This is a genomic window from Ciceribacter sp. L1K23, from assembly GCF_018122705.1.
Classification (GTDB): Bacteria; Pseudomonadota; Alphaproteobacteria; order Rhizobiales; family Rhizobiaceae; genus Allorhizobium.
On sequence record NZ_JAGRRC010000001.1, the window covers coordinates 1347831 to 1365499 of the forward strand.

The following is a 17669-nucleotide window of genomic DNA, read 5'->3' on the forward strand; positions in this document are numbered from 1 at the left end:
TGGCCGGAGCCTGGCGTGCCGGAGCGGCGGCGGGCGCCGGGGCACGGCGGGTCTCCTGCTGCGGCGCCTGGGCGACCGGAGCGGGAGCGGGTGCAGGGGCCGGTGCGCGGGGCGTCGAGACTTCCATCGGCTGGACGGAACGGCCGACCAACTGCGAGATGTCCTGCAGCGCACGGATCTGCTCGGAGACGGCGCGGCGCATGGCGGCAGCGCTCTCCTTGGCTTCTTCCGGCAGGTCGAAGGCGCCGCGCTTCAGCTCGTTGCGGGTCAGATCCAGTTCCTTGCGGATGTCGCTGGCCGAGCGGCGGATTTCCTCCGTCGCGCCGGCGAAGCGACCGACGGCATCCTCGACAGCACCCTTGAGCGCTTCGCGCAGGTGGGCGGCGGTCTGATCCGAGCGATGGCCGGCATCGGCGAGCAGGCGGTCGAGATCGCCCAGCGAGTTCGACAGGCCGGAGCGCAGCCGGTTGGCGATGTCGGCGGAGCGCTTTTCCGCTTCCGACAGCGTGCTTTCGATCGTGCTGGTGACGTCCTGACCGGCCGACATCAGCGCCTCGCGCATCGACGCGGCGGTGGCGGTCGCCTGCTTTTCGGTCTCGCCGAGAATGCGGCCGACATCCGAGAAGGACGAGGAGACCGACTGGCGGAGATTGCCGGCGACCTGGTTGGAACGATCCTCGACGCGGTCGAAGGCGACCTCGACCATGCTGCCGAGCGACTTCATGGTGTTCTCGATTTCCTCGGAGCGCTTCACGAGCCCGATGGAAAGGTCGCGCAGCGCCTGCTGGCGCTCTTCGAGCGTGCCGGCAAGGTTCGACTGGGCGGCCGAGAGAAGCTCCGCGGCCTGGCCGAGAACGCGGGAATGGTCGCCGAAGCGGCTGACGATGCTGGAGACCTGCGACAGCGTTTCGTCGGAAATGGTCGACAGGCGCTGCAGCTTATCGTCGAGCAGACGGCTGGAGCTCGACAGCGAATCCGCCGCACGCGAAGAGGCCTCGGCGAAGCGGTTGGTCGTCGCATCCAGGCGCTCGTCGGCCGAGGCGATTTCCGACGACGCCCTCTGCAGGGTTTCGGATATGATCGCGCTGTTGGCTTCCAGGCGCTCGATCAGGCGACCGGCGCTGTTGACCAGCGAGTTCTCAGTGGAGCCGAAGGTTCGGACAGCGTTTTCCGTCCGCTCGTTGATCGCGCCGACGATCGCGGCGTTTTCGGTGCGGATGCGGTCGGCGCCTTCCTGGACTGCGCTCGTGACATTGTCGGCAATGGTGCGGCTGGTGCGGGTATACTGCTCGATCGCGGGCAGGGCCTTTTCGTCGAGAACACGATTGAGCTCGGCGGCACGACCGGAGAGCATCGAATTGAGTTCGCGGGTCCGCTCGTCGAGGACGGAGCGGATCGAATTGCCGCGCGCTTCCAATGCCTTCTCGACCGTTTCCAGCGAGGTGGTCGCGTCCGTGGCGGTCGTCGACAGGACGGTCCGGACGGATTCGGCGCGGCTTGCCAATGCGTCACCGGCTTCGCCGAAGGACCGTGTGGCGTTCGCCGCCGCTTCGCTCAACGAGGCTGCGGCGCTGCTTGCGGCTTCCGTCAGGCTGCGCGTCGAGTCACTGGTGGATTGGGCCAGACGGGAGGCGAACTGGTCGCCGGTCTCACCGATGCGTTCGACCGAGCGGCTGGCTTCGGTGTCGATCGTCTGGGCGGCATCGGAGACCGCGGCGCGCAAAGCGCTCGCGAGACCCGCCGCCTTTGTTTCGATCGTGCGGTTGACGTTTTCGAGGCCGATATTCAGAGCCTTGTCCATGGTGGAGAGGCGTTCGTCGATCTTCGCCGTACGGCTGTCCAGCGTCTCCCCAACGCGGCTTGTGCCTTCCTCGATGACGCGGGCGATCCGCTCGGTCGTTTCCGAGCCGACCCGCTCCATGACGGAGACCTTCTCGGACAGACGGGCGGAGAACTTCTCGCCGGCATCGTCGACGGCGCTGTCGACCCCGTCGAGGCCGTTGCGGATGCGGTCTTCCAGCGTGCCGAGGCTTGTCTCGATGCGGGTGGAGGTTTCGTCGAGGCGCGTGGTCATGCCGCTGATCGACTTTTCGACGCGTTCGGAGAAGTCCTGTGCCGAGCGGGTGACGTCGGTCGCGGCCGAGCCGAGTTCGCCGGCGATCGCGCCGACGGTGCTGCGGAGGCGTTCGTCGAGCGCCTTGCCGCTGTCGTCGATCGCGCGACGCAGCTCGTCGCTGTGGCCTTCGATGGAGATTTCGAGCATGCCGGCGCTTGCTGCCACGGTTGCACCAAGGGCTGCGGCCTGTTCGGAGATGGTGTTGCCGATCTGGGTCTCGCCGTCCCGAAGTACTGCGTCGAGCGTCCGGGCGCTTGAAGACAGCGTCTCGGCGAGCGTCTCTGTGTGGCGGGACAGGTTGCCGTCGATCTCCTGGCTTGCGCCGCGCAATACCCCATCCAGCCGGTCGGTGCCGGAGGTGAGGGCGCCGGAGATATCGTCGGCGTGGCGGGACAGGTTGACCTCGATCTGTTCGCCGGCGCCGCGCAACACGCCATCGAGGCGCTCGGTGCCCGAAGCAAGAGCCGTCGACATGCCTTCGGTGTGGCGTCCGAGGCTTTCGTCGATCTGGCGCTGGCTTTCCTCAAGCGAGGCCTGCAGCGTTTCCGTCCGGACAGCGAGAACGGTTTCGATCTGCAGCTCGGCGTCCGACACCGTTTCGGCGATGGCCGAGGTCTGGCGCTCGAAGATGTCGGCGAGGCGGGTCTCGGTGCCGGACAGCGACTGCGACAGGATTTCGGTGCGTGAATCAAGGCTCTGCGCCAGCCGTTCCTGACCGTGATCGAGCGCCTCGGTGATTTCGCGGGTCCGTGTACCAAGCGTCTCGGACAGGCGTTCCTCGGTTCCGGAGATCGCGCCGATCAGCGTGCCGGAGCGGCTTTCGAGGCTGCGGGTGACATTGTCGACACCCGTCGAGAGCAGGCCGTCGATTTCGGCGGTCTTGGCATCGAGCGTCTCAGCGAGCCGCTGCTGGCCGCTCTCGAAGGTCGAGATCACCTCCGCCGAGCGTTCCGAGAAAACCTGCTGGAATTTCGCCTGATGATCGGAAAGGGCGCCTTCGATCAGTTCCTGACCCGTGCCAAGGGTGGTGGCAAGCGCGAACGACTGGTCGGTCAGGGTCGAGCCGAGGCGGTCGATACCGGAGTTCAGGATGCCGTCGAGGGACTCGACGTTGCCTGACAGCGATTCGTTGATCCGGTTGAGGCTGTCCATCAGCTTGTTGTCCAGCGTGCCGGCGCGCTGGTCGAAGGCGGTGGCGAAGCCGGAGATGCTGTCGTCGAAGATCGTGTTGATCTGGCCGATCGTTCCCTGCAGGCGCTCCTCGAACAGGCCCGTGCGCAGGTCGAGATCGACGACCACGTCGTCGACGCTGGACTGCAGGCTGTGGCGGAAGCTGGTGCCCTTTTCGTCGAGCGCGCTGTTGAGCTTGGCAAGAACCGAATCGAGCGAGGTGGTGATGTCGCGTTCGCCCGTCGTCAGGCTGTCAGCAATGGCGCGGGTGCGCTCGGCCAGCGTCTCGTTGAGCTGGCGGGCGCGTTCGATCAGCGCTTCGTTCAGCTTCTCGGTATTGGCTTCGAGCGTGGAGGCGCGCGTCTCGAACTCGCCGAGCAGCCGCTGGCCGCTTTCCGCCAGTGTCGAGGTCAGCGAGTGCAGCCGGGTGTCGAACTCGCTGGCGAGCGAGATGCCGGAGACGCTCAGCGCCTGGACGAGATTCTCGGTCTTGGTTGCGAGAAGACTGCCGAGCGCGTTGGCGGCGGCGTCCGACTTCTCCATGAGGGCGGCGGCGCGGGTGTCGAGCAGCGATGCGAAGGCTTCGCCCGATGTCGCGAGGCGAACCGAGATTTCCTCGGTCGAGAGCGACAGGTCTTCCTTGAGCTGTTCGTGGGCGCCGATAATGGACGTGCGGATGCGCTCGGCGTGATTGACGATGGCATCGCGCTCGGCACCGAGTTCGTGGACGAGACCGCGGACACGCAGTTCGTTGTCGGTATAGCTGCGCTCCAGCGCCGAGACTTCCGAGTGGACGAGGGTTTCGAGTTCCGTGGCGCGGGCGATCGTGCGTTCGATGCCCTCGTTCATGGCCGAGACTTCGCGGCGCACGGCCTGGCCGACCGTCATGATGCGCTCGGAGGCGATCGTTTCCGGCTCGGACAGACGCAGTGCCACTTCCGCCATCGAGCGGGCGGCGTTGCGCAGGTCATGGGCGCGGGCCATCATGATGGAGAAGGCGAAGAACAGCATGACGGGCAGGATCGTGCCGACCAGGATGGCGACGAGACCGGGATTGGCGACGAGGTCGGAGACCGAAGGCGACTGCCAGATCATCGATCCGAACAGCAATTGTGCCAGTCCGACAGCGCCGATCACCCAGGCGACGGACACGATCGACGCATTGCGCAGGGCCGAGCGCATGGAAGCGCCGTCGAGCGATTTCATGATCGCGGCCGAGCTGCGGCGGGATGCGTCATTGGCCGGTTCGAATGAAGGAGCGCGCGGTTCGGGGCTCTCGCTTGGCCGTGCTGCCTTTCGCTCGGCATTGCGGCGATCTGCGGCGGTACGCGGGTTGGACTGATCGGACACTTTGGCCTCCGCAGCGTCCGGCGCATACTGCCTACCAGGCGCCGGCTGTTCGGTGTCGTCGAATTCGATCCGAAGCGCAGCTTCAAGGGCCTGATAGGCGCTTTCGTCGATCGATCCGCTCGTTTTATTATTCGCCATCGGGTTACGCCTCGTTACCGCTTTCCAAGCCAGTTCCGCCTTGCCCCCTTCCGCCGCTGCCTCGAGAGCGTTGGCAGATCCGTACTCTGGCCCGCCGCATCCCCTTGCCCTAACGGGATACGACGTACACTATTACTCTGCCGGAGCCCGAATTTCGTCGGGCGCTGGACGATATTTACATACCATCCTCCGGCCATTTCAGGCAAAGGTTTGAGACACTTGCCCATTCATTCGTATCGTAGTGACACATTCACAGGGCCGTGACAATTAATAGGGCGGGTCGCTTACGGCTTTCGTCGGAGGTTGTTAACAGCATTTGAACGAAGTCTCGGACGGAAATGCGAAACTATATAAGCATTTACCGAAAATTAACCATGTTCAGAGATTTGCAGGCGCCAACCAGGCGCATTTAACGCGAAATCGACTTTTCCGGGCGCAGGGTGTCCGTGCCAAAGGACAGAAACTCGGGAAACCTGATCATGGCTGCCTTGAATATCGCATTTGAACCTCCGGTCAACGCCACCGCCGCCACTGCGTCGCTGTCGCGGCCCGTCGACCTCGTCTTCCTGGCCGCACAGGCGCAGGGCGACAAAGAACGTGAGATCGAGGCCCTGAAGGCCTACAGCCGCCAGGCGCGGGCCTGCCTTCTTGATCTCGTCAGCCAGCATCCGGTCACCATTGCCGGAGCCGCGGCTCGCCTCAAGGGTGCGGCCGGCCAGATCGGGGCGCAGCGCGTCATCGACGCGGCGGAGGCACTGGAGCGCGATGGCGCCTCGGCTGCCAATCTCGCTGTCGTCAGCGCGGCGATCGTCGAAGCGGAAAACTTCATCCTTAAGCTCTGCCGCTGACCTCGACAGAACAAGAGACAAGAGGCCGCGCCCTAGAAACCCTATCGGCGGCGGCCTTTTTGTTGACTGGGATCGGGAATTCGTGGATGACTCCGGGCCTCTCCGAAAGCCTAGCCTGGACCTTATGCAAAAATGACCAAACTGACGATTGTCGCCTTTGACGGTACCCGCCATGACCTGGAGGTGGAGCCGGGTTCAACCGTGATGGAAAACGCTGTCCGCAATTCGGTGCCCGGCATCGAGGCCGAATGCGGCGGCGCCTGCGCCTGTGCCACCTGTCATGTCTATGTCGATGACGCCTGGGTCGCCGCGGCCGGCCAGCCGTCGCCCATGGAGGAAGACATGCTCGACTTTGCCGTCGATGTCCGTCCAAACTCGCGTCTGTCCTGTCAGATCAAGATCACGCCGGCCCTTGACGGGCTTGTGGTCAACGTTCCCGAGCGCCAGGGCTGATCCGCAGACCCGTTTCCATGAGGCATGCCCACATAAAAAGGCCTCGCTACGTCGCATGCGACGAGCGAGGCAAGGGGGCGCATCGCCAACGGGAGAGGGAGGATACACCCGCGGCATCAAGGACGCGCCAGGAGAACTCGGGACCATCAACGCCAGCACTTGACGTTGATGACAGTTGTATTTCAGTTTTTTATCAAGTTCCACGACGAGAAATGCCCTGTTATTCACAGGCTTACGCACAAGTTTTGCACAAGCTTGCGAGCAAAGTTGTAAAAAAGTTGTGCAGATTCGGTCGTGGGCTACTTGGACTTGGCCGAACGCTCGAGCCGGCTTTCCAGAATCCGGATCAGGCGGCGTTCGAAGTTGACCGATTCCACGCGGTCGAACCGCATCTGGTCGGCGTCATGCGCCTCGATGGCGCGGTCGGAGAGCTGCTGGACGCGTTCCTGGAGCGGTTCGCAGCTGCGCATGGCGGGCAGGGCCTTCAGGGATTTCTCCAGCGAACGGGCGTGCTGGCGTGCGATTTCGGCGTGCCGTTCCTCGTGACGCTTGATGTCGCTCGACAGCGCATCCCAGATGAAGCCCAAGTCGCGGCTGGCGGTCTTGCGGTTCTTCCAGCGCGGCAGGATCAGGTGGGTGTCCACGACGACGGTTGCCTTGCCGATGCGACAGCGTCCGCCCTTTTCCACGTATGTCAGTTCACCGTCGAACTTGATCCGGGTCGCCCCGGGGTGCCGGGCGCCGGTCGTCTGAGTCATCGGGCCGTGGCGCGACAACTCGTTGTCCAGCTCCTCGGCGGTGCGACCACCGATCGTGAAATAGGTTGTGCGTTTCTTGACGATCGTTTCGGCGGGGACTGGCTGGACAAACACAAGAGGCAGAATTGCGGCGAGAAAGAAGGTCGCAAGGCTGCGCAGGCGGGTCATCGGCGAGTCCATCTGTTGAATTCCACCCGACCTTGGGGCATAGCCATCGCGAGCGCAATATCGGGTCGCGATTTTTGAGAGGGAGAGGCTCGATGGAGCAGATCGTTCGATCGACGTGGCTGATCGGCCACGGTCGTCAGCTGCAGCTCGGGCCGGAGAGCCTGATCATGGCGATCGTCAACGTCACGCCGGATTCCTTCTCCGACGGCGGCAAGCATGCGACGGCGGAGGCGGCCTTGCGCCATTCGCTGCGGTGCCTGGAGGACGGCGCTCACATCCTCGACATCGGCGGCGAATCGACCCGTCCCGGTGCCGTCGAAGTGACGGCGGATGAGGAGCAGGACCGGGTCCTGCCGGTGATCGAGCGGCTTTCGCGCGAGACCGACGCGGTCATCTCGATCGACACCTACCGGGCGGAAACGGCAAGACTGGCGCTTGCCGCCGGCGCGCATATCGTCAATGACGTGCACGGGTTGCAGCGCGAGCCCGACGTCGCCGGCGTCGTCGCGTCCGCATCGGCGGGCGTCTGCATCATGCATTCGGGGCGCGGCCGGGCCCCGCTTGCCGATCCGATCGAGGATCAAAAGGCCTATCTTGCGCGTTCGCTTGAAATCGCCGCCGGCGCCGGGATCGACCAGGCACGGATCGTGCTCGATCCCGGCTTCGGCTTCGCCAAGGAGACAGAAGCCGAAAACGTCGCGTTGATGGCGCGCTTCGCGGAGCTTCATGATCTCGGATTGCCGCTTCTGGTCGGCACGTCGCGGAAGCGGTTTCTCGGGACGCTGACGGGGCGGGAGGCGGCCGATCGGGATATCGCGACGGCTGCTACCTCGGCGCTGCTCAGGCTGGCGGGCGCCAGCGTTTTCCGGGTGCACAATGTCGCGGCCAATCGCGACGCGCTGAAGGTGGCCGATGCTATGCTGGCCGCCCGCGGCGTATTTACAGAAGGACAGGGTCTTTGACCGGACGATACAAGATCAGACTGAAAAACTGCGCGTTCTTCGCCCATCATGGCTTCTATCCAGAGGAAGGGGTGCTGGGACAGAGGTTCTTCGTCGACGCGGAGATGGATGTGGATGCAGGCGAGTCGCTCGACCGCGAGTCGCTCGAGAATACGGTCGACTACGGCGCCGCCTTCAAGGAGATCGAGAAGGTCGTCACCGGCACGCGCCGGCGCCTGATCGAGGCGCTGGCGCTCGACATCTGCCGCACACTTCTCGATAGGTTTCCGCCGATACGCCACGTGGCGATCACAGTGCGGAAACCGTCGGCGCCGATCCAGGGCGTGCTCGATTACGCCGAGGTGTGCGTTGAACTCTCCCGTTGAGACGTCCGGCTGGTCGCGCGTCACGCTCGGCCTCGGCGGCAATGTCGGCGATCCCCGGCAGACCATGGCCGATGCGCTGGCCCGGCTCGATGGGCGGGACGATTGCAGGGTCGTGTCGGTGTCGAAACTCTACCGCACGCCGCCATGGGGGAAGACCGACCAGGCCGATTTCCTGAACTGTTGCGCGCTGATCGAGACGCGGCTTGCGCCGCAGCCGCTTCTTGAGCTCTGCCTGTCGATCGAACGGGAGATGAAGCGGGTGCGGATCGAGCGCTGGGGGCCTCGCACGATCGACATCGATATCCTGACCTATGACGACCAGGACGTCTCGACCGAGACGCTTGCCATTCCGCATCCGCGTATCACCGAACGGGCCTTCGTGCTGGTGCCGCTCGCGGATATCGCGCCGGAGCTCGACATTGCAGGCAAGTCGGTACGGGACTGGACTTCTATCGTCGACGCCGGTGGCATCGAGGCGGCCAGTGCCGACGGCGGCTGGTGGCGCTCAAACGAATAAGGCCGCGAAAACGCGGCCTTCGAAAGCTGTCGGTGAATTTCGCTGATCAGTCAGCGCGCGCGGCGGCCTGGCGGTTGAGGCTGAGGCCGATTACCGGCACCAGCTGATCCTCGACCTTGACGGAAATGGTTATGTTCATCGCGGTCTGGTTCTTGAGGCTCGCGACCATCGCGCCGTTCAGCTTGGCGCGGTTGATGCCCATCACGACCTTGTTGCCGCTGACATTGCCGGAGATGATGTCGAGGCCCTTGCCTTCGGCGCCGTCCAGGAACTTGCCCTGGTAGCCGTTGCCGACCTGCGAGATCACAGCCTTCATCGGCTGAGAGAAGACGCCGACGCGGCAAGTGCCATCCAGTGTCAGGCCGGCAGGGCCGGTGGACGAGATGCCCGTAAGATTGCAGGTAAACTTGGTGCCCTTGTACTTGCCGGCGACGATTTCGCCCGGGCCGGTCCAGATGCCGGCGACGGAATCGAAGAAGCGCTTGTCGCGGGGGGCGGCGTCGGCCGGAGACGGCACGGCAACAACCGCCGTGGCGAGGAGGGCGAAAGACACGCCGATGAGCGTGAACGAACGGAAAGACATCGAGCTACCTTGGGGTACGAGCAACCGGAAACCTGACCGCACCTTAACGCGGAGTGGTTAATGCTTCATTTCGATTAACCATATTCGCCGGCGTTCGGCAATCGTCTTCGCGCGTACCGTCACGCGTGATTGTCGGGTTTTTCGCCCTTTGCGCCCGGGGTCAGATCGCCGATGAAATCGCCGATACCCGGACGTTTGACGGCGACGAAGGGGAGCGGGCGGCAGAGATCCATCGCTGCGATGCCGATGCGGGCGGTCATCAGGCCGTTGATGACGCCTTCGCCGAGACGGGCGGACAGGCGCGAGGCGAGGCCGTGGCCGAGAATCTGCTGGGCAAGGCCATCGCCGACGGCGATCGATCCTGTCACGGCGAGGTGGGCGATCACGTCACGCAGCAGGCGCAGCATGCCGAGCCGCCCTGGCCGGCCGCCATAGAGTTCCGCCATCGCGCGGACGAGCCGAACCACCTCGAACAGCACATAGACCAGATCGACGATGGCGCGCGGGCTGACGGCGGTGACGACCGACACGCGCTTGGAGGAGCCGAGGATCAGGGCGCGGGCCTTTCGGTCCAGCGGCGCCAGCAGTTCGCGTTCGGCGAGCGCGATCAGGTGCGGCGGGTCGATGATGTCGTCGCGGCTGGCTTCCAGCGTCGCCCGGCCCCTGGCGGTCTCGGCGCGGGTGGCGAGGCGCCTTGAGAGCCTGTCGGCGACGGAGCGGGCTTCGCGGTCGTTGTTCCTGGCGATGGCGTCGGCGGCCTGGCTTTTCAGCACCTGCGCCTCGTCGAGCCGCATCAGCCCGGCGAGTTCGCGCAGGATGACGACGAGCGTGGCGGAAAGTCCGATCGTCAGTACCGAAAGCGCGGTGTAGCCCAGCCAGTCGGCGCGGGCGAAGAGATCGCGCACCAGTCCGTCGACCCAGAGTCCGAGCGCCAGCGAGACCAGCACGCCGAAGGCGCTCATCGCAAGCTTCAGGAACGAGAAGCGGCGGCGACGGGGAAGGGCGATCGCGTCCGCGGTCGTCATGTCGGCGGAGAGGCTTTCGGCCAGGAACACATCCTCCTCGTCGGGCACGACGACGGCCACGGGCGCGTCGAAGCTGCGTGGGGTTCGCGGCAGCTGTTTGGTCTCCGGCGGAGCGGTGTCGTCCTTGACGGTAAAGGACGCCGGCCGGCGGCCCGCGTTCGGGGTTTTGGAGGTCGGTGTCATGCGAGACGGTCTCCCAGCAGGAACTGCATGGCGCGGTCGAGGCGGATGTGCGGGACGGAGAGCTTGATGCCTTCGCCGGTCTGTTCCAGTTCCGGCGGACGGAAGCGGACGATGTTGAGTTCCGGCATCGGGCGGCTGCCGGTGGCTTTCTCCAGCGAGGCGAAGAAGGCTTCGGGGTCCTCGGGCAGGTCGCCGGGGAAGACGGCGGTCTTGCGGTTGCCGTCGAAGCGCTCGCCGCCGATCGTCTCGCCGTCCATCGGCGTGCCGACGATGACAGGCAGGTCCTCGCCGCCTTCGCGGACGGTGGCCTCCCGGGTAGCGCGGACGGAGGCGAGCGCCATGACCTCGATGCCGGCGCCCGACAGGCCGATGCTGCGGACGGCCCTGTCCACCAGCCGGCGAGTGATCGCCTGCAGCCGGTCATGGCTTTCATGGTGCAGGTGGTCGGCCTTGGTGGCGACGACGAGCACGCGGTCGATGCGGCGCTGGAGCAGCGAAGTCAGGAAATTGTTGGTGCCGGGGCGAAAGCAGCTCAGCACGTCGACGAGTGCCCTTTCGAGGTCTTCGACAGCCTCGTTGCCGCGATTGATCGCCTGCAGCGCGTCGACGAGAACGATCTGCCGGTCGAGCCGGGCAAAATGTTCGCGGAAGAAGGGTTTGACGACGACGCTCTTGTAGGCCTCGAAACGCCGCGCCATCATGGCCCTGAGCGAACCCGCCGGCGGCGGGCCTGATGGCATGTCGGGCAGCGGAGCGAAGGTGAGGGCCGGCGAGCCGTCGAGGTCTCCGGGCATCAGGAAGCGGCCCGGCGGCAGGGTGGAGAGGGAGCGCTCATCCCGCTTGCAGGCCTTCAGGTAGTCGGCGAAGACCCGGGCGATCTCGCGGGCAGTCATTTCGTCTGCGGGCGCGTCCATATCGATCGCGGCCGCGGCCGCCAGCCATTCGGAGGAGAGTTCGGCGCGGATGCCGGTTCTGGCAAGGGCGGTCGTATTGTCGCTGAAAGTGCGGAAGTCCTGCGCCAGCAGCGGCAGGTCGAGCAGCCATTCGCCGGGATAGTCGACGATGTCGATCGACAGGCGGCCGGGCGAGAAGAAGCGGCTCCAGCCGCTGGCGCTTTCGTAGTCGATCGTCAGCCGCAGCTCGGAAATCGCCCGCGTCGAGTCGGGCCAGACGCGGTCGCGGACCAGCGAGCGGATGTGATCCTCGTACTGGAAGCGCGGCACAGCATCATCCGGCTGCTCTTCCAGCCGGGTTGCGGTGATGCGACCGGACTGCAGCGCTTCGAACAGGGGAAGGCGACCGCCGTTCAAGAGATTGTGGACCAGCGAGGAGATGAACACAGTCTTGCCGGAGCGGGAGAGGCCGGTCACCCCGAGGCGCAGCGTCGGCTGCATGAAATGCACGGCACGATCGGCGATGTTGTCGAGCGCAATGATCGCCTCGTCGGCGAAGGTGGTTATTCTCGGCGGCAAAATGCGCTCCCGGTCTGTTGTTCTTCACGACATATAGGAAGACGGCAACGCGGACGGAAGACAACGGTTCGCCATCGGCCGGCGTTTGGCAACGGATCAGGCGCAGAGGAAGTCGATGACGCGCCAGGTGGCGCTGTCACCGTTGCCGGTTGAATGGTCGATAACGGCGAGGCCGGCGGTCGGATAGCCCATGGGTACGCGTTCAGACACCGCGTCTGAGCCCGCCAGTCCGGCCAAAACCTCCTCGATTGCCGGATTGTGGCCGACGATCATCACGGACTGGACGTCGTCAAGTCTTTCCAGGAGATCGAAATAGGTTTCGGCGGGGCAGTTGTAGAGATCGTCTGTAAAGCGGACTTCTCCGCTGTCTCCGAGCGCGCGGCGCATCGCCTCGGCGGTCTGACGGCAGCGGGCGGCGGTCGAACTGATGACCATGGACGGCCTGTAGCCACGTGCGGCGGCCATACGCCCGATGGCCTCGGCTTCCGCATGTCCGTCTTCCGTCAGTTCACGATCAAAATCGCGCCCTCCCGGCTGCGCCCAGCCCGCCTTGGCATGCCGTAGCAGGTAAATCCGGTAGGGGGGCGGAGTTACGGTCATCATCCCGGTTCTTCAAGTGCGAGGCTGGTCGGCTCTCCTGCACTAGCGGTTGAGGGGGATGTCCGTCAACCACAGCCAAGGGCGTAAGGCCAAAGGCGGATCGGTGGGTTGGAGGGCACTGCCGGAAAAATGAGCGGCACTTTCCGAAAAACGATGAAATATTAGCCGTTTATGAGAGTTTTACGACAATGTGAACTCTTTCTTAAATCGTGGCTTTAGGCTTGAATGCACCGTTTTGAAAGGATATACAGCCGCCCATTGAGATGTTCTTCAGGAGAATCGCGTTGAGTGAGAAGATCAATCTTAGCGACTATGTGCTCTCGGAAGACGAAGAGTTCATGAGTTCGAACCAAAGGGCATACTTCCGCGCCAAACTGATTGCCTGGAAGAACGACATTCTCCGGGAAGCCCGGGAAACCCTTGACCACCTCGCCGAAGAAAGCGCCAACCACCCCGATCTCGCGGACAGGGCCTCGTCAGAAACCGACCGCGCTATCGAACTTCGCGCCCGTGATCGTCAGCGCAAGCTAATTTCCAAGATCGACGCCGCTCTGCAGCGGATCGAGGACGGCACCTACGGTTACTGCGAGGAGACGGGTGAGCCGATCGGCCTCAAGCGTCTCGACGCCCGCCCGATCGCGACTCTGTCGATCGAGGCTCAGGAGCGACACGAGCGCCGCGAAAAAGTCTACCGGGACGAATGAGTCTGCGGTTTTATCCGTGATTTTTAAGACCCGGTGGAGCGTTCCGCCGGGTTTTTTTGTGTCGACCAGAAGAAAATCCGGCGATCACGTATCTCGGCCCGACTCCATTTCGCCGAAAATTCGGGCAATTTCCGTCTGGAGATTGGGTTCTTCGCGCTGCGGGGCCGGTGCCGCTTTCGACGCGGGTTGAGCGTCCGCCTGAGCGGGTCTAGCTGGCACCGGCGAGGCAGGTGCGGCCGGCGTTACCAACGGGCGCGAGGTGGCCGAGGGCACAGCGACCATCGATGCGGAAACGCTGGGCGGTGCGGGAGGCAGTACGGTCGGTACGGGACGCGGTGCTGCCTGGGTTGCGGCCTTCACCGCGTCCAGATGCGTCGCCATTTCCGCCTCGAGCAATTGCTCGAACGCGCTGCCGCCTGGGGCCGCGGCGCGCATCGGCTCGGGGCCTACGGCGGCGGCCGGCTCCGCCTCATCCGGATCGACCGAGAGCACGCGCTTGCGCGCCGCATCGAAGACGTCATCGACACTGGGCTCGGTCCGCGTGGCGGTTATGGGTGCCGGCGAGGTCTCCCGTGGCGGCGCGACGGGAGGCGTCTGCGGCGCCTGGGGCGCCGCGGTCGCAGCCGGCTGTGCGGCAATGGGAGCGGTTTGCTGTGCCATCGGCGCGGCCACCGGTCGTGCTGCGGGTATTGGCTGCGTGGTGGATGCGGCCTCGCGCTCGACTGTGTGTGCCGGTGCGGACTGCTGCTGCACCGGAGGCTGGGGCGCGGCGGGCTGAGCGGTGGCCGGCTGGATCGCGGACGGTTGGGTTGCCGCTGGCTGGACCGCCACAGGATTGGGCGCCGGCGGTTGCGAGGGCACCGGGCGGGGTGCAGGCATGGCCGGCTCTGGAGCGCGGGCGGCAACGCGCGGCTCGCTTCCCGGCGGTTGCGGGGCGATCTTCCGGGCCTCTGTCACCTGCTGCACCGGCGGCATAAGCGGCGCGGCGCGCTCCGACTCCGGGAGCTCTTCCTGTGCCGGCTGCTGGACGGAGATATAGGTGCGGTCGTCACCGATCCCGCTCTCGATGACGATGTCGGTCGGGCCGCCGATCATGATGAGGTGTTCGATATTGTCGCGGCGCACCAGCACGAGGCGGCGGCGCGCGTCGACCGCGGCGGCGTCGAGAACCTGCAGGCGCGGCTGGCGATTGCGTCCGCCGCGCACGAAGGGCGAGGGGGCGCGATGCCGCAGCACCCACAAAACGACGAACAAACCCAGCAGGGCAAGGCTCACGCCAGCTGCCGCGATCAGAAACCGGTTGCCGTAGGCAGACACCATTTCTTCGAGCATAGTCGCGTCTCCTTTTGCGGCTTTGTGACAGAAGACCGGCACAATGGCAACGCACAGCTGCCGCCCTGCCACAGCTTTGAGCGTCTCGTAGCCGACCCTTGCCGGCGGCAAGGCGCCGGGGTGGCGCAGCATAGAGGTGATTGTGGCAATGCTTGGGATCGGGCTTGGGATTGGTTGTGAATGCAGTGCGTTATCTGCTGCGGCGGCGCTTTTGATGCATGGCGCAAGTTGCTAAAGAAGAATCGACGGGCGCGATTCCGGTTTATCCGCAACAGTCGCCGGCGTCGTGCATGAGGGATTGATGAAAACATCGCAGCAGGCCGTCGATACGGCAGCGCCTTTGGTGGATCGCAGAAACCGTTCCGGGACCGCGATCCGTATCCTCATGCTCGCCCTCGTGCTGATGGCGGCCGCCGTATCATTCGTCATCTTCAAGGAGACGCTCGACAGCCAGGTGGTGATAGGGCTTCTCGGTATTCTCGCCATGGTCGGGATCTTCTTCCTCGTCTCTGCCGTGATCGGCTTCGTCGAGGTGATGCCGCAATCGCAGTCCGACACGCTCGCCCGGGCATTCCTCGCCAGCCAGCCGGACGGGACGCTGATCACCGATACCAAGGGACGCGTCATCTATGCCAACGCCGCCTATGGACGGCTGACCGGCGCGCGGAAGGCGACCGAGGTGCAGAACCTCGAGACGCTGCTTTCCAAGCACCGGGAATCCAGCGAGGCGCTCTACCGGCTGACCAACGGGCTGCGCGAGGGACGCGAAGGCTACGAGGAGTTCCGCCTGCTGAAACCTCTCGGAGTAGCGGCTCCGCATCCGACCGGCGCCCACTGGTACCGTCTCAAGGCACGCCTTCTGAAGGGCGATGAGCAGAAGCGGGAAATGCATGTCTGGCAGATCGTCGACATCAGTTCCGAGCGTGACGACCAGGAGCGCTTCTTCCGCGATTTGCAGAACGCGATCGACTATCTCGACCATGCGCCCGCCGGTTTCCTGTCAGCTGGGAGAAACGGCGAGATCTATTATATCAATGCGACACTGGCCGAATGGCTCGGCATCGACCTGACCAAATTTGCGCCCGGCTCGATGTCGGTTGCCGACATCGTCGCCGGCCAGGGTATGGCGCTGATCGAATCCGTCCAGGCCGAGCCGGGTCTGACGCGCACCGCCACGCTCGATCTCGATTTGCGCCGCAGCAACGGCCAGAGCCTGCCGGTTAGGTTCGTGCATCGGGTGCGTTCGACCCGCGACGGCGCACCGGGCGAAAGCCGGACGATCATCCTGAAACGCACTGAAACGGCCGGGTCCGACCAGTCGGATTCCGTCGCCTCAATGCGGTTCACCCGCTTTTTCAACAATACGCCGATGGCGATCGCCTCCGTCGACGGCGACGGGAAAATCCTGCGCACCAATGCGCCGTTTATGCGGCTCTTCGCCGATCTCGTCTCGCGCGACGATCTTGAAAGCGGGGCCCGCATGGAGGTCGTCTTTCCCGAAAGCGACCGGGAGCGGTTCGCCGAGGCGCTCGCCGCCGCCAAGGACCGCCAGGTCGACATCGCGCCGATCGAATCCCGGCATCCGTCGGTCGAGGGCCGGTATTTCCGATTCTATGTGAACGCCGTGATCGACCAGAGCGATGAGGCGCCCGAAGAGGCAGCGATCGTCTATGCCGTCGACGTGACCGAGCAGAAGGCGCTCGAGGCGCAGATGGCGCAGACGCAGAAGATGAATGCTGTCGGCACGCTCGCCGGCGGCATCGCGCACGACTTCAACAACGTGCTGACAGCGATCCTGCTCTCCTCCGACCATCTTCTCCTGCAGGCGCGACCCTCGGACGCGAGCTTCGCCGACCTGATGGAGATCAAGCGCAACGCAAACCGCGCCGCGGTGCTCGTCAGGCAGCTGCTCGCCTTCTCGCGCAAGCAGACGATGCGGCCGAGCGTCCTGAACCTCACCGACGTGATCGGCGACCTGCGCATCCTCGTCGATCGGCTGATCTCTGGCACGAACGTCAAGCTCTCGGTCGAGTTCGATCGCGATCTCTGGCCGGTGAAGACGGATCTGTCGCAATTCGAGCAGGTGCTCGTGAACCTCTGCGTCAATGCCCGCGACGCGATGCCGGATGGCGGCGCCATCGCCATCCGCACGCGCAATGTCGATGCGGCGGAGGTCGCGACCTTCAATCATCGCGGCCTGCCGGCCGACGATTTCGTGATGGTCGAGGTCACCGATACCGGCACGGGCATCGCGCCCGAGATCATGGACAAGATCTTCGAGCCGTTCTTCACCACGAAGGATGTCGGCAAGGGCACCGGACTTGGCCTCGCGATGGTCTACGGGATCGTCAAGCAGTCGGGCGGCTATATCTATCCGCTGTCGGAAGTCGGCAAGGGAACGACCTTCCGCATCTTCCTGCCGCGCCATGTTCCGGCCGAGAGCGCCGAGGCGGCGGAGGCCGCCGTGGATGCGCCGGCGTCGAGCGCCGATCCGGCGGCGGACGAGAAGGCCGACCTCACCGGCAAGTCGGCGATCGTCTTGCTCGTCGAGGACGAGGAGGCTGTGCGGCGCGGCGGCAAGCGCATGCTGGAAACGCGCGGCTACACCGTGCACGAGGCCGGTTCCGGCGTCGAGGCTCTCGACATCATGGAGGAGCTGGACGGCAAGGTGGACATCGTCGTCTCCGACGTGGTGATGCCGGAGATGGACGGGCCGAGCCTCTTGCGCGAGCTGCGCAAGAACTATCCCGACCTCAAGTTCATCTTCGTCTCCGGTTATGCCGAGGATGCATTTGCACGGAACCTGCCGGCCGACGCGAAATTCGGCTTCCTGCCGAAGCCGTTCTCGCTGAAGCAACTGGCCGTCGCCGTGCGGGAGATGCTCGACAGTTGAGCCGGATCAAGGCGGTCGGTGAGCCGGTGACG

14 protein-coding genes are annotated in these 17669 nt (G+C 64.7%); 7 read left to right on the forward strand and 7 right to left on the reverse strand.

Annotation, left to right across the window (positions count from 1 at the left end; all coding sequences use genetic code 11):
• On the reverse strand, positions 1–4774 hold a 4774-nt coding region (locus tag J5J10_RS06205), incomplete at its 3' end, for a hypothetical protein (RefSeq protein ID WP_211929242.1).
• A 479-nt stretch (positions 4775–5253) separates the two neighbouring features.
• Between J5J10_RS06205 and J5J10_RS06210 the strand changes: the two genes are divergently transcribed.
• Positions 5254–5622, forward strand: coding sequence for an Hpt domain-containing protein (locus tag J5J10_RS06210; RefSeq protein ID WP_211929243.1), 369 nt, complete (start codon positions 5254–5256; stop codon positions 5620–5622).
• Between the two features lie 132 nt (positions 5623–5754).
• The gene (locus J5J10_RS06215; RefSeq protein WP_208551319.1) at positions 5755–6075 is read left to right on the forward strand and encodes a 2Fe-2S iron-sulfur cluster-binding protein; all 321 of its coding nucleotides are present in this window, start codon (positions 5755–5757) and stop codon (positions 6073–6075) included.
• Positions 6076–6374: 299 nt separating this feature from the next.
• Here the strand turns inward: J5J10_RS06215 and J5J10_RS06220 are convergent, their stop codons facing one another.
• Positions 6375–7013, reverse strand: a complete 639-nt coding sequence (locus J5J10_RS06220; RefSeq protein ID WP_246745836.1) for a DUF922 domain-containing protein — start codon at positions 7011–7013, stop codon at positions 6375–6377.
• 80 nt (positions 7014–7093) lie between these two features.
• Between J5J10_RS06220 and folP the strand changes: the two genes are divergently transcribed.
• The 3 genes from folP to folK are packed head-to-tail and all read left to right on the forward strand — an operon-like array spanning position 7094 to position 8845.
• Positions 7094–7963 carry a dihydropteroate synthase gene (folP, locus tag J5J10_RS06225; protein WP_211929244.1) on the forward strand — a complete coding sequence of 290 codons (870 nt, stop codon included), beginning with the start codon at positions 7094–7096 and terminating at the stop codon, positions 7961–7963.
• The gene (gene folB / locus J5J10_RS06230) at positions 7960–8328 is read left to right on the forward strand and encodes a dihydroneopterin aldolase (RefSeq protein ID WP_211929245.1); all 369 of its coding nucleotides are present in this window, start codon (positions 7960–7962) and stop codon (positions 8326–8328) included. The genes folP and folB overlap by 4 nt, the downstream gene beginning before the upstream one ends.
• The gene (gene folK / locus J5J10_RS06235; RefSeq protein ID WP_281436233.1) at positions 8312–8845 is read left to right on the forward strand and encodes a 2-amino-4-hydroxy-6-hydroxymethyldihydropteridine diphosphokinase; all 534 of its coding nucleotides are present in this window, start codon (positions 8312–8314) and stop codon (positions 8843–8845) included. The genes folB and folK overlap by 17 nt, the downstream gene beginning before the upstream one ends.
• A 46-nt stretch (positions 8846–8891) precedes the next feature.
• Here the strand turns inward: folK and J5J10_RS06240 are convergent, their stop codons facing one another.
• The 4 genes from J5J10_RS06240 to J5J10_RS06255 form a co-directional block, all read right to left on the reverse strand.
• Entirely contained in the window at positions 8892–9428 is a 537-nt protein-coding gene (locus J5J10_RS06240; protein ID WP_211929246.1) for a hypothetical protein, read from the reverse strand.
• Positions 9429–9547: 119 nt separating this feature from the next.
• Entirely contained in the window at positions 9548–10636 is a 1089-nt protein-coding gene (locus J5J10_RS06245) for a TIGR01620 family protein (protein WP_211929247.1), read from the reverse strand.
• Entirely contained in the window at positions 10633–12108 is a 1476-nt protein-coding gene (locus tag J5J10_RS06250) for a YcjX family protein (protein WP_211929248.1), read from the reverse strand. The genes J5J10_RS06245 and J5J10_RS06250 overlap by 4 nt, the downstream gene beginning before the upstream one ends.
• Positions 12109–12204: 96 nt before the next feature.
• Positions 12205–12708 carry a histidine phosphatase family protein gene (locus J5J10_RS06255; RefSeq protein ID WP_211931156.1) on the reverse strand — a complete coding sequence of 168 codons (504 nt, stop codon included), beginning with the start codon at positions 12706–12708 and terminating at the stop codon, positions 12205–12207.
• A 284-nt stretch (positions 12709–12992) separates the two neighbouring features.
• Here J5J10_RS06255 and dksA point away from each other — a divergent pair, with 284 nt between their 5' ends.
• Positions 12993–13412 carry an RNA polymerase-binding protein DksA gene (dksA, locus tag J5J10_RS06260; RefSeq protein ID WP_208551312.1) on the forward strand — a complete coding sequence of 140 codons (420 nt, stop codon included), beginning with the start codon at positions 12993–12995 and terminating at the stop codon, positions 13410–13412.
• Positions 13413–13496: 84 nt separating this feature from the next.
• On the opposite strand, the gene J5J10_RS06265 is transcribed toward dksA, so the two are convergent.
• Positions 13497–14744 (reverse strand): flagellar biosynthetic protein FliO, encoded by a 1248-nt coding sequence (locus J5J10_RS06265; RefSeq protein ID WP_211929249.1) that lies wholly within the window; start codon positions 14742–14744, stop codon positions 13497–13499.
• Positions 14745–15045: 301 nt separating this feature from the next.
• On the opposite strand from J5J10_RS06265, the gene J5J10_RS06270 reads away from it, so the two are divergent.
• Positions 15046–17637, forward strand: a complete 2592-nt coding sequence (locus tag J5J10_RS06270) for a cell cycle histidine kinase CckA (RefSeq protein WP_211929250.1) — start codon at positions 15046–15048, stop codon at positions 17635–17637.
• The last annotated feature ends 32 nt before the right edge of the window (positions 17638–17669 follow it).

Bases quoted from the DNA above. Each gene is read 5' to 3' on its own strand.
- J5J10_RS06210 (WP_211929243.1), top strand. From the start codon at position 5,254: ATGGCTGCCTTGAATATCGCATTTGAACCTCCGGTCAACGCCACCGCC.
- J5J10_RS06215 (WP_208551319.1), top strand. From the start codon at position 5,755: ATGACCAAACTGACGATTGTCGCCTTTGACGGTACCCGCCATGACCTG.
- J5J10_RS06220 (WP_246745836.1), bottom strand. From the start codon at position 7,013: ATGGACTCGCCGATGACCCGCCTGCGCAGCCTTGCGACCTTCTTTCTC.
- folP (WP_211929244.1), top strand. From the start codon at position 7,094: ATGGAGCAGATCGTTCGATCGACGTGGCTGATCGGCCACGGTCGTCAG.
- J5J10_RS06240 (WP_211929246.1), bottom strand. From the start codon at position 9,428: ATGTCTTTCCGTTCGTTCACGCTCATCGGCGTGTCTTTCGCCCTCCTC.
- J5J10_RS06245 (WP_211929247.1), bottom strand. From the start codon at position 10,636: ATGACACCGACCTCCAAAACCCCGAACGCGGGCCGCCGGCCGGCGTCC.
- J5J10_RS06255 (WP_211931156.1), bottom strand. From the start codon at position 12,708: ATGACCGTAACTCCGCCCCCCTACCGGATTTACCTGCTACGGCATGCC.
- J5J10_RS06265 (WP_211929249.1), bottom strand. From the start codon at position 14,744: ATGCTCGAAGAAATGGTGTCTGCCTACGGCAACCGGTTTCTGATCGCG.
- J5J10_RS06270 (WP_211929250.1), top strand. From the start codon at position 15,046: ATGAAAACATCGCAGCAGGCCGTCGATACGGCAGCGCCTTTGGTGGAT.